Genomic DNA, 22760 nt, shown 5'->3' with positions numbered 1-22760 from the left:
TTAGGCGCTACGTTGCAGCTGCTGGGTCATGAAGTCTTCTTCCAGCATCTGGTCCTGGGCGCTGCTGTTGCCGCCCTCCAGCGTATCGCGGTGACTCGGCCCGCGCCGCTGGCGCAGCTTGCCGATCTGGTGTTCGAGGGCGTGGGTGAGTTTTTCCATGGCGCCATCGAGAGCGTGCTCAAGGGATGCGGCATGGTGGGTCACCGAGATCGGCGCCAGGCCCTTGGGCCGCGCTTCGATCTGGCAGCGCTTGTCGTGGCTGCCGGTCTTGTGGCCATTCTCGTCGTTGAAGTGAACGACGATGCGAGTCAGTTCCTCTTCGAAGCGTTGCAGTTGGCTGTTGATGGTGGCGCTGACCCAGCTGACGAGACGGGCGCTGCCTTCGATGTGGTTATCGCTATGAACCTGGATTTGCATAAAGCCTTCCTTATTCAAACGTTCAGCCATGTGTCGCCTTGCAGCGACGACTCCAGCCTACGCCTCCTCGCAGCAAAATGGATAGCCCGAAGCACCGAGAAACACTCTTGACTGAGCCAGGTCAATATTCCACAGCCACCTGAAGAGAGCTTCCCGGTCGACAGCAGCCGCTCTATCTGGCATCTTCCAGCCTCATCGAGTCATCCATGCAAGGAATGCAGATGAAAGGACTCACCGCATCCATGCTCCTGGCCAGCACCCTGCTCGGCGGCTGCGAGCAGCCAGGCGAGCAATACCTCGGCACCTGGCAGGACACCCGCTCGACCACTATCACCCTGAATATCGTGCGCAACGAAGATCAGTTCATGGTCAACGAAACCCGCTTCACCATGAGCGACGATCAACCCGAAACCAGACAGATCCCCGCGCTCTATCGCCATGGCACGCTGATCCTGCGCAACGGCCAAAGCCCGTCGCGGCTAAATATCGACCAGGCCAGTGGCCACCTGAGCAACGGTCTGGATGAATTCCGCCGCATCAACTGATGACTACAGCACCATGAACTAAGCTCCCCTTCCACATCATGACAATGGAGGGAACCCCCATGGGCCTGTTCAACAAGATTCTGCAAGTGCTTGGCTTTGGCGACGAAGCGCAAGCGGCCCCCACCTCAAGCGCAGCCCCCGCGCCCGATGCACCCAGCGCAGCGCCGGCGCCACAGGCCATCGCGGTAGTCGATGTGGTGACCAAGCTCGAAGGACTGGCCGCCAGCCACCCGGAAAAACTCAACTGGAAAGTCTCCATCGTCGACCTGCTCAAATTGCTCGGCCTGGACAGCAGCCTGGGCGCTCGCAAGGAACTGGCCACTGAGCTGGGTTGCCCCGCCGAGAAAATGGGTGACTCGGCGCAGATGAACATGTGGCTGCACAAAACCGTATTGCAGAAACTGGCCGACAACGGCGGCAATGTGCCGGCCGACCTGCTCGATTGAGGTAATACCGGGAAAGGCGCACCTGCGCCTTTCTCCGATAAGCGCCTGCTCAGGCGCCGTTCGGTGTTACTGTCGATAAGCACGGGCGCGGTGACCGGCAAGGGTTTCTGCGCCGCAAAGTCGCGAGAGCCCCTGCCGGCCTCTACCTGCCAATGTCCACCATCGCCCTCTGAAAGCAGACCCGTTAGAATCGGCTCCCTTTAGTTCGCCTCGCCTGTGCGGGGCTCCGTTAGACGCAACCTGCGAGAACACCGCCATGGGCGCACAGTGGAAAGCCAAACCTAAAGAAGCCGCAGCCAACGCCAGAGGCAAGATCTTCGGCCGCCTGGTCAAGGAGATCATGGTCGCTGCACGTAACGGCGCCGACCCGGACACCAACGCCAAGCTGCGCGTGGCCGTGCATGCCGCGAAAAAGGCCTCGATGCCCAAGGACACCCTGGAGCGCGCTATCAAGAAAGGTGCGGGCCTGCTGGGTGAGACCGTCAACTTCGAGCGCACCACCTACGAAGGCTTCGCCCCACACCAGGTGCCGGTCATCGTCGAATGCCTGACCGACAACCTGAACCGCACCGTGGCCGAGATCCGCGTGCTGTTCCGCAAGGGCCAGATGGGTGCCTCGGGCTCGGTGAGCTGGGACTTCAACCACGTCGGCCTGATCGAGGCCTCCACCGACAGTGGCGCCGACCCGGAACTGGCCGCCATCGAAGCCGGTGCCCAGGACTTCGAGCCGGCCGAGGAAGGCGACACCCTGTTCATCACCGACATGACCGACCTCGACGCCGTGTGCAAGGCCCTGCCGGAGCATGGCTTCACCGTCAACTCGGCGAAGATCGGCTACGTGCCGAAGAACCCGGTGAGCGGCCTGAGCGACGCGCAGATGGAGGAAGTCGAAGCCTTCCTCGAAGCCCTCGACAACCACGACGACGTGCAAAACGTCTACGTCGGCCTGGCCGGCTAAGCCATCGGCGTGAGCCGCAGCCAGTTCCACCAGCAGCACGCTGCACGCGCCGAGGCGGAAGCCCGGCGCCTGCTGGCCGAGCGCGCCAACCTTGGCGCGCGCTGGCTGGACTGGGTGGCCGCCGAGCTGTACCGCCTTTCCCCGCCCGAATACGCAGCCATGGTGCGCCGCGATCTGCAGCGCCTGAGCGACACATGACCTTGCTGACCATCACCGCCGCCTGCCTGCTGGATCAGGACGGTCGCCTGCTCCTGGTGCGCAAGCGTGACACACAAGCCTTCATGCTGCCCGGCGGCAAGCTGGAGCCTGGTGAGTCGGCCATCGCCGGCCTGCTGCGCGAACTGCATGAGGAGTTGCAGCTGAGTCTGCCCAGCGACCAGTTGCAGCCACTGGGCAACTTCCGCGCGCCTGCCGCCAACGAAGCCGACACCGAGATTCAGGCTCAGGTATTCATCGCCGCCCTTCCCCACGCAGTAGCCCCCGCCGCCGAGTTGGAGGAACTGCGCTGGCATTGCCCCGCCAGCCATGACAGCGACGACCTGGCACCTCTGCTGCGACGGCATGTACTGCCCAGGCTGCGCGAACTGACACGCGGCTGAACCCTTCGCCCCGTGCGGAGCTATGCTGCAAACAGTACGCAACGCAGGCTGGCGCAGTCTGGGAGGTGGTGATGACCGTTGAAAAACGCTGTTTCTGCTGAATCTTCAATGCGGAGGACATCACCATGAGCAAAGGTCTGGACAGGCACAAGGAGGCGAAGAAAAAGCCCCTGAAAAGCGCCCAGGAAAAACGCATGGCCAAGCGCAACAAGAAGTCCGGCAGCACCTTGCTGGGCAGCCATGCTCCCTCACCTTGACCCAAACCCGCACCCGGCTCCCGCCGGGTGCTTTGTTTCAGCCTGGCCCCCCCAGACTGCCGGTATTCACACCGGCAAAGTGACAGCAGTGCACGCCAGTAGGGCCCCGTGACCGGCTCACATTCGGAAAACGCCCGCTGGTGCTACACGCCGCTCGCCTTAAAGGCCGGCGCTTGTGTTCAGAACAACAGCCGCAGCTAAGACGGCAGCGCCACCTTCTCCCCCCTTGATCCCCCTCATACCCTCGCCTGATCGGCCGCTTGATCCAGAGCAACACGCCCAGAAACGGGCATGCCTAGGATGGCCGGCAAACAAGATGTGCCTGGCGTGTAGCCCCACTCACCAACAGGAGGTTCGTATGAGCATTACATCGTCCACCATCTGCTGCGCCGCCGATGCGCTGCAGGGCCTGGTCGGCTACCACAGCAAACAGCAGCAACATATCGTGCGTTTCAGTGAGGACTCCTTCGGCCTGGACGTTGAAGAAGACAGTATCCAGCCCTGTAGCGAATTCGTCTGGCAACCACTCCAGGGGGACTTGATGACCCTTAGCCGGGTAAGGCTGGGCCTGCTGCTTGAGCAAAGGGTCGATGAGCGCCTGAACATCTCCGAACCGCTGCGGGTATACCTGCAGCGCAGCGACCTGCCAGAAATCATCGCCGAACGACGCAAGGCAGGGATCGTACGGAGCTAATGCACGGCAACAGCAGCTGGGAGACTGGCATAATGCGCGCCTCGGCGCGCCACGCCACGATTGAAAGGATTGCAATCGATGCTCCTGCGGCTCTCTCACTGGCTGCTCATTCTGTCCCTGAGTGCGACCTCCTGCCTGGCGGCTACAGGCGAACTGCGCTATCCGCGCGCGCCACTGGGCGAAGAGTTTCGCCCGCGCTATCCGCTGGCACTGCTGCAACTGGCGCTGGACAAGGCCGGCAGCCCTCTGCGCATCAAACCCTCGCGCCACCACATGGAGCAGGATCGTGCCCTGCTTAACCTGGAGCAAGGCACTGCAGTCGATGTGGTCTGGACCATGACCAGCATCGAGCGTGAGCAGCGTCTGCTGCCGGTGCGCATCCCCATCGACAAGGGCCTGTACGGCTGGCGTATCGCCTTCGTGCGCAAAACCCGCAGCGAGCTGTTGAACAACATCGACAGCCTGGCCGAACTACGCCAATTGCGTGCCGGCCAGGGGCACGACTGGCCTGATACGGACATCCTGCGCCACCATGGCCTGCCGGTGGAGGTGAGTTCCAGCTACGACAGCCTGTTCCTGATGCTGCGCGCCGATCGCTTCGACTACTTTCCCAGGGCGGTGCTGGAAGCGCGCGATGAACTGGCCCACATCAACGCCAGCGATCTGGTCATGGACCGCCACCTGGTCCTGCACTACCCCACAGCCCTGTACTTCTTCTTCGCCCGCGAGCGTCCGGAACTGGCTGAAACGGTGCGCCAGGGCCTCGAACTGGCCATTGCCGATGGCAGTTTCGAAGCGCTGTTCCAGCGCTATCACGCAGCCGACCTGGCCCTGGCCCACCTGCAACAACGCCAGGTCATCGAACTGAGCAACCCCTTGCTGCCACCACTGACGCCCCTGCAGCGCCCGGAGCTGTGGTATCGCCCCTGAGCCTCAGTCTGCGCCAAGGGTTCCACGCAAGGCATTACGGCTGTGGCTGCCGAAGTGCCGAAAGAACTCGACCAGCAAGGCATCCAGTGCAGGGTCAGGCGTTACCGGCCGCAGCTGATTGCCCTCGCTGAAACCCTGACCGGCCACGCCACGTGCCAGCCATTGACCGATCACGGCATCGAATTCATCGGCACGCGCATTGGACTCGGCAGCCACCACATCGGCGGCGTAGTCCACATCGAACACTGGATACCCGGCATCTCTCTCCGGCTCGGCATAGGCCGCCAACAAAGGTACGCGCAGCTGTCCACGTGCCAGCAAAGCCTGCATGCGCTCGAACTGATACTGCTCGACCGCCGTGTGCCGGTCGGCGACACGCTTGATCGCCGCCTCACGCGCCTCACTCAGCCCCACCAGGGCCTTCGCCTCAATCAACACCATGCCAGCCAGATCGACACCCGGCAGCACGCGGCTGTGATAGGGCTGGGTCAGATCCTGCAGGTAGTGCATGGCCCAGCCGAGGAAGCGGTAACCCCAATAGTCATGCCCCCTGCTGAAGGCCAGTCGCGCCAGGCCGGTGTACTGATAGATGCGCCAGTGCGGCAGGGTCTGCCCCAGGTAAGGCGCCGCTGCGTACACCAGCGCCGACTCGTGGTAGTAGCCGATATGGAAAGGCGCCTGCGAGGAGTACTCGAAGCGTGCATCGCCAAAAGGCTGCGGGCCGAAGTTGTAACGCTGGCCGGCCTCGCCGGGATTGTCGTTGAACAGATTGATGTCATGGCCGTAGTCAGGTTCGTCGGCCGCGCTGGCCAGCACCTGCAGGGCCGCAACCTGCTCTCCGGGCTGCAACGCCAGATAGCGCCAGTGCGTCCAGGGACCGACCTTGCGAAACACCAGTACCTGCTCGCTGGGCAGCACCGGGCGTCCGCCTGCATCCTGCCCCGGTAGCTGCTGGATGAAACTGGCCAGGCGTATCTCGGGGTTGATGCGCAGCGCGGCGAGGAAGGCCGCTCGCCGGTCGACCTTGGCATCAGCCCGCCAGCGCAGCGCCTCAGGGCGCGGCGGATAGTAGACAAAATGCTCGCGGGCGTAGCGCTCCTGCTCATCCAGCAACTGCTCGATGGCAGGCGCCTGTCGCTCGAGAAAGGCCTCCAGGGGTTCCACCGTTACCGCCTTGCGCAGCTGCGGCTGATCGCGCAGAGCCAGCAGACTGCCCAGGGAATGATTGGACCAGGCCAGTGCCTGGCAGGACAGGGCCAGCAGGCCGATGCCGGCCAGCAATACGGAAGCTCTCACGCAGACATCTCAAATGGCACGAAGAGCAGCAAGCCTAACGAGACAACGCGCGCCCGACACTGTCAGGTCGCGCCAGAGACATTCACCAATCGGGTAACCGCGGGTTCAGGCGAGAAACACCAGACCTGCCGCGATGACCAGCACCAGCCCCAGCGCCACAGCCGCAGCGCGTAACAGACTGTTGCGCGCTGGCGTGGCAGCGGTTTGTGCCTGCGCCTGAGCCGCCGCATGCAGGGGGTTGATGGTAGGTGCTGCCGCCACCCCTGAGCGCGGCGGCTTGGCCGGCTTGGGTAGCGGCAGATCGACGGCGCGCACGAACAGGGTTGCGTCTTCGTCGACGTGCTCCACGGGCTCGATCTCGACCTTGGGCCCGATCACCAGCAGGGTCACCGAACCCATGCGCAGCTGGTCGCCCGGCTTGAGCTGCGCATGACTGACTTTCTCGCCATTGACCAGCAGGCCATTGGCTGAGGCCAGGTCCTTCACTTCCAGTACATCGTCGCGCAGAAAGAATTCACAGTGCCGGCGCGACAGCTGTGCATCGCTGAAGCACAGTTCGCAGCGCGTCGAGCGGCCAAAGGTCATTGCGCCGCTGACGTGGAATTTCTTGCCTTCGTGCTCGCCCTGCATCACCTGCAGAAACCAGCGCTGCGTAGCCTCATCACGCGCCTGGGTGCGGCTGGGGTCGCTCAGCGACAACTCCACGCTGCCCAGGCGCAGGTGGTCACCATGGCGTAACTGGTAACGCGCCGTGATGCGCTCGTCGTTAACGAATGTACCCTGTTCGCTGTCGCAATCAGCGATGAAGTAGAGCCCGTCTTCCTGGCGAATTTCGGCATGGAAGGCACCGATGCCGGCGTCGTGCAGGACCAGCTGGTTGCGCCGGTCGCGCCCTAGGGTAATGCGTTCCTCGACCAGCCAGACCGGGGCCTGTCGCCCGTCCTTGAAATGCAGTTTGAGCATGATGCGGATCCTGTCGATCAACGACCGAAGATGTTGTTCCACGCGCGCTTGAGGGGGTTGCCTTCACGCTCCTCGCGGGCGGCGGCACGCGCCCTGGAGGCTCGGGCAGCGTCGAGCAATTGCTGATGCTCGGCCTGCATGTTCAGTAATTCCGGGTTATTCGGCTCGGCCTCCAGGCCACGCTCGATCATCGCCAGCGCGCCGGGAAAGTCGCTGCGCCGATACTCGGCTTTGGCCATGTCGCGATACAGCAACGCCACGCGGTTGAGACCCTCGATGGCCGCCGGATTATCCGGCGCCCAACCGAGAATCTGCCGGTAATAATGCACCGCACTGTCCTCTTCGGGCAGCAGCAGGCGCTTGTCGGCGATGCTCTGCTCGGCCAGTTGCAGGTAGCGCTCGATGCGCGCATCCAGTACCCGCTGCAAGCCCGCCAGCGCGGCCGCATGCTGCTCGTCGATGGCCAGGGCCTGGCGATAGTAATAGTCGGCATTATCGCTTGCCGGTTCGGTCAGCAGACCATCGGCCAGACGCTGCTCGGCCAGAGCGATAAAAGCCTCGATGCGCGTCGTGCGGATGCGCTGCAAACCGGCCAGCGCCTCCTGACTGTCGTCATCGAGCTGCAGTACCTGGTTGAAGTAATGCTCGGCGCTGTCCTGCGCAGGCTCGATCAATTGCCCCGTCGCAAAACGCTGCTCGGCCTGGGCCAGCAGCGCCTCGATCTGTCGGCGTTCCTTGAGGTAAAGCACGGTCGAGGTCAGCGTCCCCATCAACACCAGCACGCTAAGGCCCAGCAACCAGGGCATGACTGAGCGGCGACGACGCGGCGCGGGCTCAGGCACAGCCACCGGTACAGCGGGGCGCAGCTGGGTCTCGTCCAGATCGCTCAGCTCCACCTCATCCAGGGCCACCAGCAGCTCACGACAATCGTTAAAACGCTGCTCCGGCGCCTTGGCCAGCATGCGCGCCAGCAGGCTCTGGAACGCCACGAGGCTGACCGGCAGAGGCGGCAGTTCCATCTGCACATGATTGACCACGGTCTGGGTGTAGTTGCCGCCCCGGAAAGGATTGGTCCCGGTCAGCATCTCCAGCAGGATCACGCCCAGGCTGTAGATGTCGCTGCGCGCATCCAGCGCCTGGCATTGGGCCTGTTCCGGGCTGCTGTACGCCGGGCTGCCAACGGCCACACCGAACTGGGTCAGCTCGCTGTCGATGTCCAGATCCTTGGCCACGCCGAAATCGGTCAGCACGGCCGTGCCGTCTTCGCGGAACAGGATGTTGGCCGGCTTCACATCACGGTGCACCAGGCCCTTGTCGTGCACCACGGCCAGGCCGCTGGCCACCTGGCGAACGATCTGCAGCGCCCGCTCCGGCGCGAACAGCTCGCCCTTGTGCCGCGCCAGATCCCCTCCGGAGAGAAACTCCATGGCCAGGTAGTCGCGACCATCGGGCAGACGGTCGACGTCATAGATGGTGATGATCGACGGATGAGTGAGTGAGGCGACTATGTGCGCCTCACGCACGAAACGCTTGCTGAAGGCTTCGTCCTCGGCGTTACGCAGCACCTTGATCGCCACCTTGCGATGCAGGGATTGCTGGGTTGCCAGATAAACCTCGGCCATCCCCCCTTTGCCCAGTTGCCCGTGTACGCGATAACCAGGTATTTCAAGCAGAGTGTTGCTCATCGAGTCGATCTGTCAGTGCTTGCGGGAGGTGAGCCAGCGGCTAATGAAATTGCGCGATTTGGTGGCGATTTGCGCGGAATCGGCCGGCGTGTGAGCCAGTGCGATGCAGGAGATATTGTCTCTGCCGCCCAGCTGATTGGCTAGCCCCACCAGCTGCTCGACCAGCTCGTCGAGGGTGGCCGCGCCGGCACAGACCGCCTGGATCTGCTCATCGCTTAATTCGCCGGTCAGGCCATCACTGCACAACAGCAGCAACTCACCAGCTTGCAGGCTGCCACGCACTCGTCCGACCTCAAGCTCCTGCTCACCCAGGCCCAGGCACTGAGTGACGATATTGCGCCGCGGATGCTCGCGCGCCTGCTCGGCGCTCAGCTCACCGGCATCAACCATCGCCTGTACCCAGCTATGGTCGCGGGTCAGCCGTACGATGCCTTCCAGGCTCACGCGGTAGGCCCGGCTGTCACCAACCCAGGCCACCTCGAACTCGCCGTCGACAAACTGTACGGCCACCACCGTGCTGCCCATGGCGCGTCCGTCTGTATCCCTGCTGGCAGCCAATACCTGACGATGGGCACTGAGAATCGCCTGATCCAGCGCCATGCCGGTTGCGACCTCACGCCCCAGGGTCTCGATCACCAGCGCGCTGGCCACCTCGCCGCACTGATGCCCACCCATGCCATCGGCCACCGCCCATAACCCCAGCTGGGGCTGACACAGCACGGCATCTTCGTTGTGCCCGCGCACCTGACCGGCGACGCTCTGCGCCGAATAACCGAGGGACTGCTGAGTGAGCGACAGGCTCATGGGGCGAACGACCTCCTGACTACATGAGCGCATGATGCGGCGCCAGCTCACGCCTGTCAGCCCGGACCAGTCGAACTGTTAAGCAGTCGGCGCTTGCTCTGCTGCTGCAAGCCCATCGCCAGCATGGCGCCAGGTATGATGCCGCGCTTTTCCGGGATGCCGTATCCATGCCCCTGCGCTGTACCCTGCTATTGCTGCTCTGCATCACCCTGCCCGCCCTCGCCGCCCCACCGCGCACCTTCAGCGAAGCCAAGAAGATCGCCTGGCGGCTCTACGCCCAGCAGTCGATCGAGTTTTATTGTGGCTGCCGTTACCAGGACAACCGAGTGGATTTGCAGAGCTGCGGTTACCAGCCACGCAAAAATCCCAGGCGCGCCGCACGCATCGAATGGGAGCATGTGGTGCCTGCCTGGGTCATCGGCCATCAGCGTCGTTGCTGGCAACAAGGTGGCAGACAGAACTGCGCCCGCAACGACGAAACCTTCCGCCGCGCCGAAGCCGATCTATTCAACCTGGTACCGGCGATTGGCGAGGTCAATGGTGACCGCAGCAACTACGCCTTTGCCTGGCTGCCACAGCAACCCCATCAGTACGGGGCCTGCCCCATGGTGGTCGACTTCAAGGCACGCAAGGCCATGCCTCGGGCACGTGTACGCGGCATGATCGCACGTACCTACTTCTACATGAGCCAACGCTATGGGCTGCGCCTGTCGAAGCAGGAGCGCCAGCTATTCGAAGCCTGGAACCGCGCATATCCAGCGCAGCGCTGGGAGCGCCAACGCAATCAGCGCATCGCCTGCATCATGGGCTGGGGAAACGCCTTTGTGAGCGAGGTTGACCTGCGCCAATGCCGTTAACTTCGACCGCCATGCCACTCCGCACCCAGACCGCCCGCCAGAAAAAAGCAGAAACCATTAGGTAAAAACCAGCTTTACCTGTAGGGTGATCGCACTGTGCTGCATGTGTCACCGCAAATCGACCGGTTTAGATCTCGGTCCGACCCACCTCGGTTTCTTTACTCTTTGCACTCAGTCATGGCCTGGGCTGTTCCAGTGCTATGTTCACTTTGTTCAAGGAGATATCCCATGTCCGTACGTCAAACTGGCACCGTCAAGTGGTTCAACGACGAGAAAGGCTTCGGCTTCATCACCCCGGAAAGCGGTGCTGACCTGTTCGTTCACTACCGCTCCATCCAGAGCACCGGTTTCAAGAGCCTGCAGGAAGGCCAGAAGGTTTCCTTCATCGCCGTCCAGGGCCAGAAAGGCATGCAAGCCGACGAAGTTCAGGCAATCTGACCTTCCCGGCTCCAAGAGAACCGGCCCACGGGCCGGTTTTTTTATCTCTGAATTCTCCCAACGAGGTAACCCATGAGAGCCAAGAAAGCCACCCCGCAAGCCAAGCCAGCACCGGCCGTGGAAACCCGCGAGTCTCTGGAGGCACAGGTTGCCGCCTTCCTCAAATCCGGCGGAGAAATTGAGCAGATTGCCAAAGGCGTCAGCGGCCAGTCCTGGTCCGCTCCCTCGCGCCACATCAGCCTGGGCAAGAAGTAGGCTAAAGCGCCGCGCGGCGGAAATACTGGCACTTTGCCAAGCACTTCCTTGCCGCGCCCGCCAAAGCCCTGCATGCTTGCGCTCATAAGAACTATGAGCCCGTGCGGATGTTCAAACGTCTACGCAACGACTTCCAGCTATCCATCATTGCCCTGATGGGCATCATCGGCGTACTTGGCATCAGCCCCTACGCCATCTACCGCCTGCTCCACGGCAACTACCTGGTTGGCATTGCCGACTGCATTATCGTGTTCTCCACGATTGCCGCCGTGATCTACGCCTGGCGCACCGGAGACACAGACAAACCAGGCCTTTACCTCTGCGCCGTATTCTCCGTGGGCGCAACCCTGATCGCCATCAACCTTGGGGTCAACGGCCTGTTCTGGATCTATCCACTGATCCTCTTCAACTTCTTCATGGTCTCGCCAGGCAAAGCGATAGTAGCCAGCCTGCTCGTGCTGACGAGCCTGGTCGCCCACTCAATCTGGGTTCCGGGCAGCGTGTTCGATAGCCATTACCAGATGGTGTCTTTCCTGGTCACCAATGCAATGGCCGGCGTTCTGACCTTCATCTTCGCCTACCGTACGCGGACACAACGCGATCAGTTGCAGGTACTGGCCATCCACGACCCGCTGACGGGGGCTCGCAATCGCCGCGCCATGAACGAAGAGCTGAAAATCGCCGTGTCCAGCCAGCGCCGCCACGGGCGCCAGTACGGCGTGCTTGTGCTGGACCTGGATCACTTCAAGCAGATCAATGACCAGCACGGCCACCACACAGGCGATCTGGTGCTGGTCGAGTTCGTCGAACTGATCAAAAACCACTCTCGCAAAGAGGATCGCCTTTTCCGCTTCGGCGGCGAAGAATTCCTCCTGCTCCTGCCGGATACCGATCCACAGGGGCTGAAAACCGCTGCAGACCATCTGCGCGAATGCATCCGCAGCCATCTGCGAAGCCCAGGTGGCACGGTCACCGTCTCAATAGGTGGCGCTATGCTGCGCCGCGACGAAACCTGGAGCCACTGGCTGCAACGCGCCGACCAGTGCCTTTACCAAGCCAAGAGCAGCGGACGCAACCGCTGCATCATCGACAGCACTCAGGAAGCCCCAAACGCTGTAGCAGTCGGCAAATAGCTCCAGATCAGCGCTGTGTAGCAGCCTGAATGATCAGCTGCTTCATCTCCGCCACAGCCTCCTTGAAGCCGACGAACAAAGCATGTGCCACGATGGCGTGACCGATATTCAGCTCGTTTACGCCAGCAATCGCGGCAACCGGCTCGACGTTGTGGTAGTGCAGGCCGTGACCGGCGTTAACGATCAAACCCTGGGCCAAACCGCAGGCCACGCCTTCGCGGATCCGCGCCAGCTCATGAGCAGCCTCCTCGGGCGTGCGGGCATCAGCGTAGCGGCCGGTATGCAGCTCGATAGCCGGCGCACCAATGCGGCGGGCCGCCTCGATCTGTCGCGCCTCGGCATCAATGAAGAGCGACACCTCACAGCCCAGCTTGGCCAGGCGCTCTACGGCAGCCTTGATCCGCTCTTCCTGTCCCGCCACGTCCAGACCGCCTTCAGTGGTCAGTTCCTGGCGAGTCTCCGGAACCAGGCAGACGTGCTCGGGACGAATCTGCTCGGCGAAATCGAGCATGAAGTCGGTCACGCCCATCTCGAAGTTCATGCGTGTCTGCAACACGTCCTTGAGCAAGCGCACATCGCGCTCCTGGATATGTCGCCGATCCTCACGCAAGTGCACGGTGATACCGTCAGCACCTGCCTCCTCGGCATCCAGAGCAGCCTTGACCGGATCCGGATAACGAGTGCCGCGAGCCTGACGTAGGGTCGCAACGTGGTCGATGTTGACGCCGAGCAGAATACGAGTGGCTTCAGTCACGGGCAGGTTCCTTGAAAGTCATGAAAAGTTCGCGGCTGGCCAGTGGTCGACCACCCAGATGAGGGGCCAGAGCCTGACGCATCAGGCGCTTGGCTGCGGCCAGAGCGCCCGGAGAAGACCAGTCGGCCTCGGCCATCGCCAACAGGTCGGCGCCCTGAAAAAGACCGGGCTGTAAATGCGCCACGGGTTCCAAGCCAGCATCCGGCTGCAGGCGATAGAGTCCGTCAGCGGTTATCGGCTGGCCAGCTATATCGAAGGCAAGGGCGAAACCATAGCCCAGCTCGTCCAATAAACGCCACTCGAAAGCACGCAACAGCGGCTCCAGCGGGGGGTTGGCCGCCAGCGCCTGCAGCGTCAGAGCGTAATATTCGAACAACGCGGGATGCGGATCTTCCCCCGGCAATAGGCGCAACAGCAGCTCATTGAGATACATGGCACTGTATAGGACCTGCCCCTGAAACCAGTGGGAGACACCATCAGGTTCAAGCCGCCCGACATTGCGCAACTCGCTACGACCGCGCAGCTCAAGCTCCAGCGGCACAAACGGTCGTGCCAGGCTGCCTGCCTTGCCTCGCGCATTGCGCAATACGGCGCGCAGGCGCCCTCGGGGAGTAAGAAAATCGACCAGCGCGCTGGTTTCCTTGTAGGGCCGACTGTGCAGGACGAAGGCCGGAAGCGCGCCGGAAAGCATGGATCAGAAGTCGGTGTAGCCCAGCGAGCGTAGGGCTCGCTCGTCGTCGGACCAACCACCCTTCACCTTGACCCAGAGGTTGAGCATGATCTTGGAGTCGAACAGCACTTCCATATCCTTGCGCGCTTCCTGACCAATGCGCTTGATCCGCTCACCCTTGTCGCCAATGATGATTTTTTTCTGCCCATCACGCTCGACCAGAATCAGGCCGTGAATGTGGAGCACACGCCCTTCCTGCTTGAACTCCTCGATCTCAACGGTGATCTGGTAGGGCAACTCGGCACCAAGCTGACGCATGATCTTTTCGCGAATGAGTTCGGCAGCCAGGAAGCGGCTGGAGCGATCGGTAATCTGGTCTTCCGGGTAGAAGTGCTCCGACTCCGGCAGGTTGTCTGCCACCAAGCGCTCCAGGGTATCGAGGTTCTGCCCATGCAGAGCGGAGATCGGCACTACCTCGGCCTGCGGCAGCTGGCCGGCCAGCCACTCCAGGTGCGGCAATAACTCGCTCTTGTCTTCCAGACGATCAGCTTTGTTCACCGCCAACAGAATCGGGCATTTCACATGCTGGACTTTCTCCAGCACCATCTGATCCTCGTCGGTCCAGCGCGTACGGTCCACCACGAACACCACCACATCGACATCCTTAAGGGCGGTCGAAGCACTGCGATTCATATAGCGATTAAGCGCTTTGTCGTTATGTTTGTGCAGGCCAGGAGTGTCGACATACACGGCCTGCACCTCACCCTCAGTCTTGATACCGAGCATGTTGTGACGCGTGGTTTGCGGCTTGCGCGAAGTGATCGCCAGCTTCTGCCCTAGGATATGGTTCAGCAGAGTCGACTTACCCACATTGGGGCGGCCGACGATGGCGACGTAGCCGCAACGAGTAGGAATATCAGTCATGGCTGTTCTCCACGCCCAGGGCCACCAGCGCGGCAGCAGCGGCTACTTGTTCGGCGATACGGCGACTGGCGCCCTGCCCTTGGGTCTTGTCGGTAAGCAGCGCGACTTCACACTGCACGAAGAAAGTACGGCAATGCGGCTCGCCCTGAATATCCACCACCTCGTAGCGCGGTAACTCCGCGCCACGCGACTGCAGGAACTCCTGCAGGCGGGTCTTGGGATCCTTGTTGGTGTCAACCAAGGTGAGCCCATCAAGCTCACCCGCTAACCAGGCCAGCACCCGGTCACGCGCCACATCCATACCAGCGTCTAGATAAATGGCACCGATCAGGGCCTCCAGCGCATCGGCCAAAATCGACTCCCGCCGAAACCCGCCACTCTTGAGCTCACCGGAGCCAAGACGCAAGTAATCGCCGAGATCGAAACCGCGCGCGAGTATTGCCAAAGTCTCGCCTTTGACCAGACGAGCGCGCAAGCGCGAGAGCTGCCCTTCGCGCGCCTGCGGGAAACGCTCGAACAGGGCCTCGCCCGCCACAAAATTGAGAATGGCATCGCCAAGAAATTCCAGACGCTCATTATTGCGTCCGGCAAAACTACGGTGGGTAAGTGCCAGGAGCATCAGCTCCTGGTTCTGGAAGACATGGCCGAGCTGACGCTCTAGACGAGAAAGGGACTGGCTCACTGGGCTCTGATTCGGAATTCTTTATCGAAATTGGCAACAAGGTCGAGGTTTTCGATCAGATGCTCACGCTTCTCGTACTGAAGGTGAACCAGAAAATCACCCCCATCTAGCTTGATATCCAACACATCCTCAAGCTTGAGATCACGGATACCGTTAACTGCCATCCCTTTCTCAACATGCTCATAAAAATCTCGGGTAGTTCTGATCCCTAGCGACGGATCAGTTTCGACTTTCTCGATCATGCCTTCCAAGGTCATGTAATCCATATAGTGCGGAAGCACCTTGAAGCCTGTACTAGCAAAGAAGGCGACCAAAGCCAGCACCACCATCCACCCCAGCATAGACATGCCCTTCTGCGAGCGCGCAAGTGTCATGATCAACCTCAATTATCAGTGTTGTTTTCAATGCCCGTAGGCGAAGGGCATGACTATATATAAGCAGGCGGTTCGGGATTGAACAGCACGCCACAGAATCACGGATTCAATGAATCAGACCAACCCGCGAAAGATTCGGCAAATGGTTCAGCTTGGGGTCAGGCCAGCTCAGCCAGACAGCAAAGGCCTTACCGACAATGTTCTGGTCAGGAACCATGCCCCACAGCTCTTGGGGGATATGAGTATCGTGCCAATAGCGACTGTCATTGGAGTCGTCGCGATTATCGCCCATCATGAAGTAATGCCCCTGCGGGACAGTCCACTGGCGCCCCGGCATGATGTTGCGACGCAACTGCTTGCGGATCATGTGCTCGATCTCACCCAGCTTTTCCTTGTAGAGAAGGCTGCGCCCTAGCGAACCCTCCTCTTCCCCCAGGAACTGCTCGGCTACTGGCTGGCCATTGACCAATAGACGCTTGTCAGCGGTATAGGTGACGGTATCGCCCGGCAACCCTACGACGCGCTTGATGTAATTGATGCTCGGATTACTGGGATAGCGGAACACCATCACATCGCCGCGCTGAGGGTTACCCACTTCAATGATCTTGGTATCGATTACAGGCAAACGGATACCGTAGGCAAACTTGTTGACCAGAATGAAATCACCCACTTCCAGAGTCGGCTTCATCGAGCCTGATGGAATCTGAAAGGGCTCCAGAAGAAAAGAGCGCAACACCAGAACAATCGCCAACACAGGGAAGAACGACTTACCGTACTCCACCAGCAGCGGCTCCCGATTGAGTCCTTGCAGAACCTGCTCATCAGGCTCGCCTACCTGGCCCTCGTAGGCAGCGATAGCTGCTCGTCGGCGCGGGGCCAATACCAGCAGATCCAACAGAGCCAGAGCGCCGCACACTGCAACGGCGATCACCAGAATCAACGGGAAATTGAACGACATAGGACTTAACTATCCACCTTGAGTACGGCAAGGAAGGCTTCCTGGGGAATTTCCACGCTGCCGACCTGCTTCATCCGCTTCTTACCGGCCTTCTGCTTCTCCAGCAGCTTTTTCTTACGACTCACGTCACCGCCGTAGCACTTGGCCAATACGTTCTTGCGCAGCGCCTTGACCGTGGTCCGGGCGATGATCTGGCCACCAATGGCCGCCTGGATAGCCACGTCGAACATCTGCCGCGGAATCAGTTCTTTCATCTTCTCGGTCAGCACACGGCCTTTCTGGTGAGCACGATCACGATGCACGATCAGCGCCAGCGCATCGACCTTCTCGCCGTTGATCATCACGTCCAGGCGCACCAGGTTGGCCGACTGGAAGCGATCGAAACTGTAGTCCAGCGAGGCATAGCCACGGCTCACCGACTTCAGACGGTCGAAGAAGTCCAGCACCACTTCGTTCATCGGCAAATCGTAGGAGACCTGCACCTGGCTGCTGAGGAACTGCAGGTCACGCTGGACTCCGCGTTTCTCGATGCACAGGGTGATGACGTTGCCCAGGTGTTCCTGCGGCACCAGGATATTGGCACGCACGATCGGCTCGCGCATATCGAGGATGCCGGCCGGATCGGGCAGTTTGGACGGGTTGTCGACGTAGATCGTCTCGCCGTTCTTCATCTCCACTTCGAAGATCACGGTCGGCGCGGTGGTGATCAGGTCCAGGTCATATTCGCGCTCCAGGCGCTCCTGGATGATCTCCATGTGCAGCATGCCGAGGAAACCAATGCGGAAACCGAAGCCCAGGGCATCGGAGCTTTCCGGCTCGTACTGCAGGGCGGCGTCGTTGAGAGTCAGCTTCTGCAGGGCCTCGCGGAAGTCCTCGAAGTCGTCGGAGCTTACTGGGAACAGGCCTGCGTAGACCTGCGGCTTGACGCGCTTGAACCCCGGCAGCACATCGACGTCCGGCGAGGTGGACAGGGTCAGGGTATCGCCCACCGGCGCGCCATGAATGTCCTTGATGCCGGCGATGATGAAGCCCACCTCACCCGCCTTGAGGTCTGCAGTCTCGGTGTGTTTCGGCGTGAATACGCCGACGCTGTCGACCTGGTGCAGCTTGCCGGTCGACTTGACCAGGATCTTGTCACCCTTCTTCACCCGTCCGTGCTTGACCCGTACCAGAGAAACCACGCCCAGGTAGTTGTCGAACCAGGAGTCGATGATCAGCGCCTGTAGCGGCGCATCAATTTCGCCTTCCGGCGCAGGAATCACCTTGACCAGATGCTCGAGCACGTCAATCACGCCCATGCCGCTCTTGGCGCTGCACGGCACCGCGTCGGTAGCATCGATGCCGATGATGTGCTCGATCTCGTCCTTGACGCGCTCCGGCTCAGCCTGGGGCAGGTCCATTTTGTTCAGCACTGGCATGACCTCAAGGCCCTGCTCAATAGCGGTGTAGCAGTTGGCCACGGACTGAGCCTCAACGCCCTGACCTGCATCCACCACCAGGATCGCGCCCTCACAGGCCGCCAGCGAGCGGCTGACCTCGTAAGTGAAGTCGACGTGACCGGGTGTATCGATGAAATTCAACTGGTAGGTCTTACCGTCCTGCGCCGGATAGTGCAGGGTCACACTGTGCGCCTTGATGGTAATGCCGCGCTCGCGCTCCAGGTCCATGGAATCAAGAACCTGGGCCTCCATCTCGCGATCGGAAAGACCGCCACAGATCTGGATGAAGCGGTCAGCCAGGGTCGACTTGCCATGATCGATGTGGGCGATGATGGAGAAATTGCGGATATGACTCAGGTCACTCACGGATCAACACTCAAAAATGCGCAGGCAGGCTGCCCGCCGAAAAATAGCCGGGAATTCTACCCGATCGACGACTTGGCCGTCACGCACACCGCGCATCCTGCGCGCACAAAAAAGGGCGACCGTAGTCGCCCTCTGGAGATAGCCCAGGCTACTCAGCCAGCTTGAAGGTGATGAAACTCGCACGCCCCTGACGCAGCACACGCATCGATACGGAACGGTTGGCAGGTAGCTTGCTAGCAACCTGATCGAAGGCCTTGGCCGAATCGATAGCCTGATTGTTCAGATGCGTAATGACATCACCAGGACGCAGACCAATCAGCGCAGCCGGCCCATTCTGCACCTCTTTAATCACCACACCACCACGAAGATCGAGCGCCTTCTTCTGCTCGGCACTCAACTCCACGACCGACACCCCTAGACGATTGCTGCTGCGCTCGACACCAGAGGCGTCTCCGATGGCGATTTCATCGCCATCCTCCGGCAAAGCACCGATTTCCAGCTTGATGGTTTTACGATCACCATCGCGGACCACCTCCAGCTCGGCCCGACTGCCGGGTTTCAACGCGCCCACCAAGTGCGGCAAGTCTGCCGACATGATGATCGGCTGATCGTTGAGGTTGAGAATCACATCGCCTACCTGCAGACCGCCCTTCGCCGCCGGCCCACCCTCCAAGACCTGAGCCACCAGAGCGCCTGCGGGTTTATCCAGGCCAAAAGACTCCGCCAGGTCCTTGTTTACTTCCTGAATCACTACCCCCAGCCAACCGCGACTGACCTTGCCATCGGCCTTGAGCTGATTGGCGACATCCATCGCTACGCTGATTGGAATGGCGAACGAAAGCCCCATGAAGCCACCGGAGCGGGTGAAAATCTGCGAATTGATGCCTACCACCTCACCCTCCAGATTGAACAGCGGACCACCGGAGTTACCCGGATTGATCGCCACATCGGTCTGAATGAACGGCACATAATTCTCATTAGGCAGGCTGCGCCCCTTGGCCGAAACGATGCCGGCCGTCACCGAATGATCGAAACCAAATGGCGAGCCAATCGCCAGCACCCACTCGCCAACCTTTAGCTCGTCGGATTTACCTAACTTGACGGTCGGCAAACCCTTGCCGTCCACCTTGAGCAGGGCGACATCCGTGCGCGGATCAGCACCGATCAGCTTGGCCTCCAGCTCACTGCGATCCGACAGACGCACGATAATTTCGTCAGCATCAGCCACCACATGATTGTTGGTCAGCACGTAGCCATCATCGGAAATAATGAACCCGGACCCCAGAGATTGAGCTTCACGCTGGCGACCGCCCGGACTACGCGGCATCTGCGGAATGCTGCGCTCAAAAAACTCGCGGAACATGGGCGGCAACCCTTCCAGATCGGGAATCTGCCCCTGCACAGCCACGTCACGCTGAGGCAATTTCTGCCGCGTACTGATATTGACGACTGCCGGCGAGGCCTGTTCAACCAGCTCAGTGAACTCCGGCAACTCGGCCCTGGCCAGAGACACCTGCCCAAGAAGCAACAACGCCAACAGACCGGACAACGGGGATTTCAGGCTCAACATCGACTTCAGCTCCATCCACTCAGAACACTTGAATTCACTCGACCGCCAGCAGCGCTCGCAGTACCACAGGCTGCGAGTCTGGGTCGTCCACAGTTTGCCGACTGCGCCAGCGCACCAGAGCCCACCCCAACGCCAACCCAGACAGTCCCGCCACGATGATGCCAGGCTCACTGGCACCAAGTGCCTGCACCAACAGAGCCATAGTGAAGAGGCCAGCAAGAGGCAGCAGGTATAGGAGCAGCGATCCGCGCACCAGCAGGTCCTCGCGAACACCGATAATCACGGCATCGCCGACCTGAAGCTGAAGCCCGCACAGCGCGCGCACCAAGCCGCGACCACGACCAACGCCTAGCTTGTCCATCAGACCCTGGCCACAACCCGCACTGGCCGAACAACTGGAACAGGTCGTTTGACGCAAGGTTTCTACCCAGACAGCGCCTGCCTCGACAGCGACCACACGCCCCTGCTCCTCGATCACTGAGCGGGCTCCTGCATGGAAAGAGCCACACGCTCAGCAGTACCCATAGGTACCTCCCCCACCACGGTGACCATCATGTCACCACTGCCGGTACTGATTCGCCTAGACACCACGGCAGTCGGCCCCAACTGGGTACGTGCATCCTCCACACCCGCACCATCGAGCGGCTCGATAAATACGGTAAAGCGGGCCAAACCATCCTCGTACAAGAGACTGACCAGTGACTGGGAGGAATCCAAGGCCGTTCGCTGCAATGCCCGATTGAGCTGAAAACCCGGGGGAACCCAGCCGGCCTTCCACACAGAAGCCGGCACCTCAACCTTGCTGTAACGCACCGACTGGCATGCATTACTGGGCTTCAGCATCGCCGCATCGAAGTCATCACCCGACTTCAGCGTAACGAACTGGAAACGCTCGAGCAGCTGCCCCTTTTCGCTTATCAACAGGGACTTGAGCGGCAGCGCCGTTTCTTCATCAAGATGCAGCTCAAAGGCGTAGCGATACTGGTCGCGCGGAATCAGGGCCAAAACCTCAGACGCCCGACCTGCCACACGCGAGCGACCGAGCATGCGCATTTCGTAATGCCGCCCTAACTGCGTAGCGTCCAAATGCCGTGCCGGCCACTGCACATCAGCGACCTGATCAGCAAGAGCGCCACTTACGCATTGCGGCCGCCCATCGACACGCACCACCTCATGAGCAGCGCCATCAAGTTGCAGCAATCGCTCAGTTACCGATGTCCCACCACCCTGATGCCAGATCGCATGGGTGGAGAAGCTGCCGTTGCGTTCGTAGACAAAGGTGCCGTGAAAGCTCTGCTTATCGACCGCAGCCAAACGACCTAACCACACCTGGGGTTCGGCTGCATACGCGGGAATCACCAGGCAGCTGCTGAGCAAAGCAAATAGTGGAAGGACGCGCATGTAACCTCTCAGCGACTTTCCAGACTGGCTGCACGAGCGTAGGGCAAAGCGGAGTCAGCACCACTCGCGGCCGCCTGCTGTGCGTGTTGGCGCAGATAGATAGGCAGACGCTGCTCGTGCCATCCAGAGCCTGACTGCTCGACAAACGACTGCTGCGGCATGCCACTGCCGCTCGAACTGTAACCAGCCAGAACCGCAGGCCCCTGGACCTGAGGCAAAGCCAGCCCCGGAACCGGCGACTGTTGAGCCAACTGCGGCCCGGCGAGTTCGTCCTGATTGTAGAAACGCACGCCAGCTAGAACAGCCAGAGTCACCGACGCGGCCACCGCGACACGCCCCAACGTGCGCCAGGGGCGAGCCGCACGCACAGGAGGCGCCTCGTCAGCCAGAGCGGCGGATACCGCGGCGGCAATATCCAGGCGCGGCTCCAGCAACTCTTTGTGCATGACAGCCCGAGCCATCTGGTAGCGCGACCAGGTGGCACGCAGCTCGGCGTCATCGCTGGCAGCCAGCACTCGACGCAATTCCAATTCGTCCGCTTCGTTATCCATCACCGCGGACAGCGATTCCTGCAGGGCTTCACGACTCATGGTGGTTCCTCTCTTGGCTGTCGCCGCTGTCTCAGGCTTCCTGCAGCAAAGGCTGCAGGGACTTGTCGATGGCCTCACGCGCCCGGAATATCCGCGACCGCACCGTGCCAACAGGGCATTGCATGACGCTGGCAATGTCCTCGTAACTCAACCCCTCGAACTCACGCAGGGTCAATGCCGTACGCAGGTCTTCAGGTAGTTGCTGGATGGTCCGATGCACTGTGGCTTCGATCTCATCCTTCAGCATCACGCGCTCCGGTGATTCGATGTCCTTGAGGCCATGATCGCCATCGTAGAACTCCGCATCCTCGGCACTGACATCACTGTCCGGTGGCCGTCGACCGCGCGACACCAGGTAATTTTTCGCCGTATTGATGGCGATGCGGTACAGCCAGGTATAGAAAGCGCTGTCGCCGCGAAAATTACCTAGCGCCCGGTACGCCTTGATAAAGGCTTCCTGCGCCACATCCTGAGCCTCATGACTGTCGTGCACGAAACGCACAATCAATCCGAGGATCTTGTGCTGGTACTTCAGCACCAGCAAATCGAAGGCCCGCTTGTCGCCGCGCTGCACCCGCTCGACCAGCTGCTGATCGTCTTCCTGGGTTAGCATCGATACTCCTCATTTGCCTCGGAGGAGATCGCTAGCGGCCAGTCCACTTGCCTGCCTGGATAGACTCGGGCTCTGCGCAAAAGTTCTCCCCTCCGAACACGTTTCGCACCGCCTCTCGGCTCTGGCGAAAAACTGCAGCGGC

General features: G+C 60.9%; 29 protein-coding genes. 12 read left to right on the top strand and 17 right to left on the bottom strand.

The annotated features are described in order from the left end of the window. Entirely contained in the window at positions 1-417 is a 417-nt protein-coding gene (locus ACF8C6_RS02390) for an HPF/RaiA family ribosome-associated protein (RefSeq protein ID WP_277690157.1), read from the bottom strand. 221 nt (positions 418-638) lie between these two features. On the opposite strand from ACF8C6_RS02390, the gene ACF8C6_RS02385 reads away from it, so the two are divergent. The 8 genes from ACF8C6_RS02385 to ACF8C6_RS02350 all read left to right on the top strand — a co-directional run bounded on the left by ACF8C6_RS02385 (position 639) and on the right by ACF8C6_RS02350 (position 4846). Continuing rightward, positions 639-962 (top strand): hypothetical protein, encoded by a 324-nt coding sequence (locus ACF8C6_RS02385; protein WP_392497823.1) that lies wholly within the window; start codon positions 639-641, stop codon positions 960-962. Positions 963-1021: 59 nt separating this feature from the next. Further along, positions 1022-1408 carry a DUF3597 domain-containing protein gene (locus ACF8C6_RS02380; protein WP_277690155.1) on the top strand — a complete coding sequence of 129 codons (387 nt, stop codon included), beginning with the start codon at positions 1022-1024 and terminating at the stop codon, positions 1406-1408. Positions 1409-1664: 256 nt separating this feature from the next. Further along, positions 1665-2366: a YebC/PmpR family DNA-binding transcriptional regulator gene (locus ACF8C6_RS02375; RefSeq protein ID WP_277690154.1), complete on the top strand. Its 702-nt coding sequence runs from the start codon at positions 1665-1667 to the stop codon at positions 2364-2366. Between the two features lie 9 nt (positions 2367-2375). After that, positions 2376-2564, top strand: coding sequence for a hypothetical protein (locus ACF8C6_RS02370; RefSeq protein ID WP_392497822.1), 189 nt, complete (start codon positions 2376-2378; stop codon positions 2562-2564). Further along, positions 2561-2965, top strand: coding sequence for an NUDIX domain-containing protein (locus ACF8C6_RS02365; protein WP_392497821.1), 405 nt, complete (start codon positions 2561-2563; stop codon positions 2963-2965). The genes ACF8C6_RS02370 and ACF8C6_RS02365 overlap by 4 nt, the downstream gene beginning before the upstream one ends. Before the next feature lie 125 nt (positions 2966-3090). After that, complete coding sequence (locus ACF8C6_RS02360; protein ID WP_277690151.1) at positions 3091-3222, top strand: hypothetical protein; 132 nt, start codon at positions 3091-3093, stop codon at positions 3220-3222. 358 nt (positions 3223-3580) lie between these two features. Then, entirely contained in the window at positions 3581-3916 is a 336-nt protein-coding gene (locus ACF8C6_RS02355) for a DUF2025 family protein (RefSeq protein ID WP_392497820.1), read from the top strand. A gap of 78 nt (positions 3917-3994) precedes the next feature. Then, complete coding sequence (locus ACF8C6_RS02350; protein ID WP_392497819.1) at positions 3995-4846, top strand: substrate-binding periplasmic protein; 852 nt, start codon at positions 3995-3997, stop codon at positions 4844-4846. Positions 4847-4849: 3 nt separating this feature from the next. Here ACF8C6_RS02350 and ACF8C6_RS02345 read toward each other — a convergent pair whose 3' ends face one another. From ACF8C6_RS02345 to ACF8C6_RS02330, 4 genes are all read right to left on the bottom strand, one after another. Then, positions 4850-6142, bottom strand: a complete 1293-nt coding sequence (locus ACF8C6_RS02345) for a phospholipase (RefSeq protein ID WP_392497818.1) — start codon at positions 6140-6142, stop codon at positions 4850-4852. Positions 6143-6247: 105 nt separating this feature from the next. After that, the gene (locus tag ACF8C6_RS02340; RefSeq protein WP_392497817.1) at positions 6248-7105 is read right to left on the bottom strand and encodes an FHA domain-containing protein; all 858 of its coding nucleotides are present in this window, start codon (positions 7103-7105) and stop codon (positions 6248-6250) included. Between the two features lie 17 nt (positions 7106-7122). After that, a complete protein-coding gene (locus ACF8C6_RS02335; RefSeq protein ID WP_392497816.1) occupies positions 7123-8790 on the bottom strand; it encodes a protein kinase in 1668 nt (555 codons plus the stop codon). Between the two features lie 12 nt (positions 8791-8802). After that, positions 8803-9594 (bottom strand): PP2C family protein-serine/threonine phosphatase, encoded by a 792-nt coding sequence (locus ACF8C6_RS02330; RefSeq protein ID WP_392497815.1) that lies wholly within the window; start codon positions 9592-9594, stop codon positions 8803-8805. 167 nt (positions 9595-9761) lie between these two features. Here ACF8C6_RS02330 and ACF8C6_RS02325 point away from each other — a divergent pair, with 167 nt between their 5' ends. From ACF8C6_RS02325 to ACF8C6_RS02310, 4 genes are all read left to right on the top strand, one after another. After that, the gene (locus ACF8C6_RS02325) at positions 9762-10451 is read left to right on the top strand and encodes an endonuclease (RefSeq protein ID WP_392497814.1); all 690 of its coding nucleotides are present in this window, start codon (positions 9762-9764) and stop codon (positions 10449-10451) included. Positions 10452-10679: 228 nt separating this feature from the next. Beyond that, entirely contained in the window at positions 10680-10889 is a 210-nt protein-coding gene (locus ACF8C6_RS02320; protein ID WP_277690143.1) for a cold-shock protein, read from the top strand. A 72-nt stretch (positions 10890-10961) separates the two neighbouring features. Next, positions 10962-11144, top strand: a complete 183-nt coding sequence (locus tag ACF8C6_RS02315; RefSeq protein WP_277690142.1) for a hypothetical protein — start codon at positions 10962-10964, stop codon at positions 11142-11144. Between the two features lie 107 nt (positions 11145-11251). Beyond that, positions 11252-12277 carry a GGDEF domain-containing protein gene (locus ACF8C6_RS02310; RefSeq protein WP_392497813.1) on the top strand — a complete coding sequence of 342 codons (1026 nt, stop codon included), beginning with the start codon at positions 11252-11254 and terminating at the stop codon, positions 12275-12277. 7 nt (positions 12278-12284) lie between these two features. On the opposite strand, the gene pdxJ is transcribed toward ACF8C6_RS02310, so the two are convergent. From pdxJ to rpoE, 12 genes are all read right to left on the bottom strand, one after another. Further along, complete coding sequence (gene pdxJ / locus ACF8C6_RS02305; RefSeq protein WP_392497812.1) at positions 12285-13031, bottom strand: pyridoxine 5'-phosphate synthase; 747 nt, start codon at positions 13029-13031, stop codon at positions 12285-12287. Beyond that, positions 13024-13722 (bottom strand): DNA repair protein RecO, encoded by a 699-nt coding sequence (gene recO, locus ACF8C6_RS02300; protein WP_392497811.1) that lies wholly within the window; start codon positions 13720-13722, stop codon positions 13024-13026. The genes pdxJ and recO overlap by 8 nt, the downstream gene beginning before the upstream one ends. A gap of 3 nt (positions 13723-13725) precedes the next feature. Next, complete coding sequence (era, locus tag ACF8C6_RS02295) at positions 13726-14625, bottom strand: GTPase Era (RefSeq protein ID WP_277690138.1); 900 nt, start codon at positions 14623-14625, stop codon at positions 13726-13728. After that, positions 14618-15307 (bottom strand): ribonuclease III, encoded by a 690-nt coding sequence (rnc, locus tag ACF8C6_RS02290; RefSeq protein ID WP_392497810.1) that lies wholly within the window; start codon positions 15305-15307, stop codon positions 14618-14620. Before rnc ends, era begins: the two co-directional genes overlap by 8 nt. Then, positions 15304-15681 carry a DUF4845 domain-containing protein gene (locus ACF8C6_RS02285; RefSeq protein WP_392497809.1) on the bottom strand — a complete coding sequence of 126 codons (378 nt, stop codon included), beginning with the start codon at positions 15679-15681 and terminating at the stop codon, positions 15304-15306. Before ACF8C6_RS02285 ends, rnc begins: the two co-directional genes overlap by 4 nt. Before the next feature lie 106 nt (positions 15682-15787). After that, on the bottom strand, positions 15788-16639 hold the full coding sequence (gene lepB / locus ACF8C6_RS02280) for a signal peptidase I (protein WP_392497808.1): 852 nt from the start codon (positions 16637-16639) through the stop codon (positions 15788-15790). Positions 16640-16644: 5 nt separating this feature from the next. After that, positions 16645-18444 (bottom strand): translation elongation factor 4, encoded by a 1800-nt coding sequence (lepA, locus tag ACF8C6_RS02275; RefSeq protein ID WP_277690134.1) that lies wholly within the window; start codon positions 18442-18444, stop codon positions 16645-16647. Between the two features lie 148 nt (positions 18445-18592). Continuing rightward, the gene (locus ACF8C6_RS02270; protein ID WP_392497807.1) at positions 18593-20014 is read right to left on the bottom strand and encodes a DegQ family serine endoprotease; all 1422 of its coding nucleotides are present in this window, start codon (positions 20012-20014) and stop codon (positions 18593-18595) included. A gap of 34 nt (positions 20015-20048) precedes the next feature. Continuing rightward, a complete protein-coding gene (locus tag ACF8C6_RS02265; RefSeq protein ID WP_392497806.1) occupies positions 20049-20492 on the bottom strand; it encodes a SoxR reducing system RseC family protein in 444 nt (147 codons plus the stop codon). After that, the gene (locus ACF8C6_RS02260) at positions 20489-21415 is read right to left on the bottom strand and encodes a MucB/RseB C-terminal domain-containing protein (RefSeq protein ID WP_392497805.1); all 927 of its coding nucleotides are present in this window, start codon (positions 21413-21415) and stop codon (positions 20489-20491) included. The genes ACF8C6_RS02265 and ACF8C6_RS02260 overlap by 4 nt, the downstream gene beginning before the upstream one ends. A gap of 8 nt (positions 21416-21423) precedes the next feature. Continuing rightward, entirely contained in the window at positions 21424-22005 is a 582-nt protein-coding gene (locus ACF8C6_RS02255) for a sigma-E factor negative regulatory protein (RefSeq protein ID WP_392497804.1), read from the bottom strand. Between the two features lie 31 nt (positions 22006-22036). Further along, positions 22037-22618 (bottom strand): RNA polymerase sigma factor RpoE, encoded by a 582-nt coding sequence (gene rpoE / locus ACF8C6_RS02250; RefSeq protein WP_277690129.1) that lies wholly within the window; start codon positions 22616-22618, stop codon positions 22037-22039. Positions 22619-22760 lie beyond the last annotated feature (142 nt).

The organism is Pseudomonas sp. zbq_18 (assembly GCF_043102245.1).
Lineage (GTDB): Bacteria > Pseudomonadota > Gammaproteobacteria > Pseudomonadales > Pseudomonadaceae > Aquipseudomonas.
The sequence above is the reverse complement of the archived record's forward strand: the minus strand, read 5'-3'. Positions and strand labels throughout refer to the sequence as shown.

Coding starts and splice junctions, on each gene's coding strand:
- ACF8C6_RS02390 (WP_277690157.1), bottom strand. CDS start 417: ATGCAAATCCAGGTTCATAGCGATAACCACATCGAAGGCAGCGCCCGT.
- ACF8C6_RS02385 (WP_392497823.1), top strand. CDS start 639: ATGAAAGGACTCACCGCATCCATGCTCCTGGCCAGCACCCTGCTCGGC.
- ACF8C6_RS02380 (WP_277690155.1), top strand. CDS start 1,022: ATGGGCCTGTTCAACAAGATTCTGCAAGTGCTTGGCTTTGGCGACGAA.
- ACF8C6_RS02375 (WP_277690154.1), top strand. CDS start 1,665: ATGGGCGCACAGTGGAAAGCCAAACCTAAAGAAGCCGCAGCCAACGCC.
- ACF8C6_RS02365 (WP_392497821.1), top strand. CDS start 2,561: ATGACCTTGCTGACCATCACCGCCGCCTGCCTGCTGGATCAGGACGGT.
- ACF8C6_RS02360 (WP_277690151.1), top strand. CDS start 3,091: ATGAGCAAAGGTCTGGACAGGCACAAGGAGGCGAAGAAAAAGCCCCTG.
- ACF8C6_RS02355 (WP_392497820.1), top strand. CDS start 3,581: ATGAGCATTACATCGTCCACCATCTGCTGCGCCGCCGATGCGCTGCAG.
- ACF8C6_RS02350 (WP_392497819.1), top strand. CDS start 3,995: ATGCTCCTGCGGCTCTCTCACTGGCTGCTCATTCTGTCCCTGAGTGCG.
- ACF8C6_RS02340 (WP_392497817.1), bottom strand. CDS start 7,105: ATGCTCAAACTGCATTTCAAGGACGGGCGACAGGCCCCGGTCTGGCTG.
- ACF8C6_RS02335 (WP_392497816.1), bottom strand. CDS start 8,790: ATGAGCAACACTCTGCTTGAAATACCTGGTTATCGCGTACACGGGCAA.
- ACF8C6_RS02330 (WP_392497815.1), bottom strand. CDS start 9,594: ATGAGCCTGTCGCTCACTCAGCAGTCCCTCGGTTATTCGGCGCAGAGC.
- ACF8C6_RS02325 (WP_392497814.1), top strand. CDS start 9,762: ATGCCCCTGCGCTGTACCCTGCTATTGCTGCTCTGCATCACCCTGCCC.
- ACF8C6_RS02320 (WP_277690143.1), top strand. CDS start 10,680: ATGTCCGTACGTCAAACTGGCACCGTCAAGTGGTTCAACGACGAGAAA.
- ACF8C6_RS02315 (WP_277690142.1), top strand. CDS start 10,962: ATGAGAGCCAAGAAAGCCACCCCGCAAGCCAAGCCAGCACCGGCCGTG.
- ACF8C6_RS02310 (WP_392497813.1), top strand. CDS start 11,252: ATGTTCAAACGTCTACGCAACGACTTCCAGCTATCCATCATTGCCCTG.
- recO (WP_392497811.1), bottom strand. CDS start 13,722: ATGCTTTCCGGCGCGCTTCCGGCCTTCGTCCTGCACAGTCGGCCCTAC.
- era (WP_277690138.1), bottom strand. CDS start 14,625: ATGACTGATATTCCTACTCGTTGCGGCTACGTCGCCATCGTCGGCCGC.
- ACF8C6_RS02285 (WP_392497809.1), bottom strand. CDS start 15,681: ATGACACTTGCGCGCTCGCAGAAGGGCATGTCTATGCTGGGGTGGATG.
- lepB (WP_392497808.1), bottom strand. CDS start 16,639: ATGTCGTTCAATTTCCCGTTGATTCTGGTGATCGCCGTTGCAGTGTGC.
- ACF8C6_RS02270 (WP_392497807.1), bottom strand. CDS start 20,014: ATGTTGAGCCTGAAATCCCCGTTGTCCGGTCTGTTGGCGTTGTTGCTT.
- ACF8C6_RS02260 (WP_392497805.1), bottom strand. CDS start 21,415: ATGCGCGTCCTTCCACTATTTGCTTTGCTCAGCAGCTGCCTGGTGATT.
- ACF8C6_RS02255 (WP_392497804.1), bottom strand. CDS start 22,005: ATGAGTCGTGAAGCCCTGCAGGAATCGCTGTCCGCGGTGATGGATAAC.
- rpoE (WP_277690129.1), bottom strand. CDS start 22,618: ATGCTAACCCAGGAAGACGATCAGCAGCTGGTCGAGCGGGTGCAGCGC.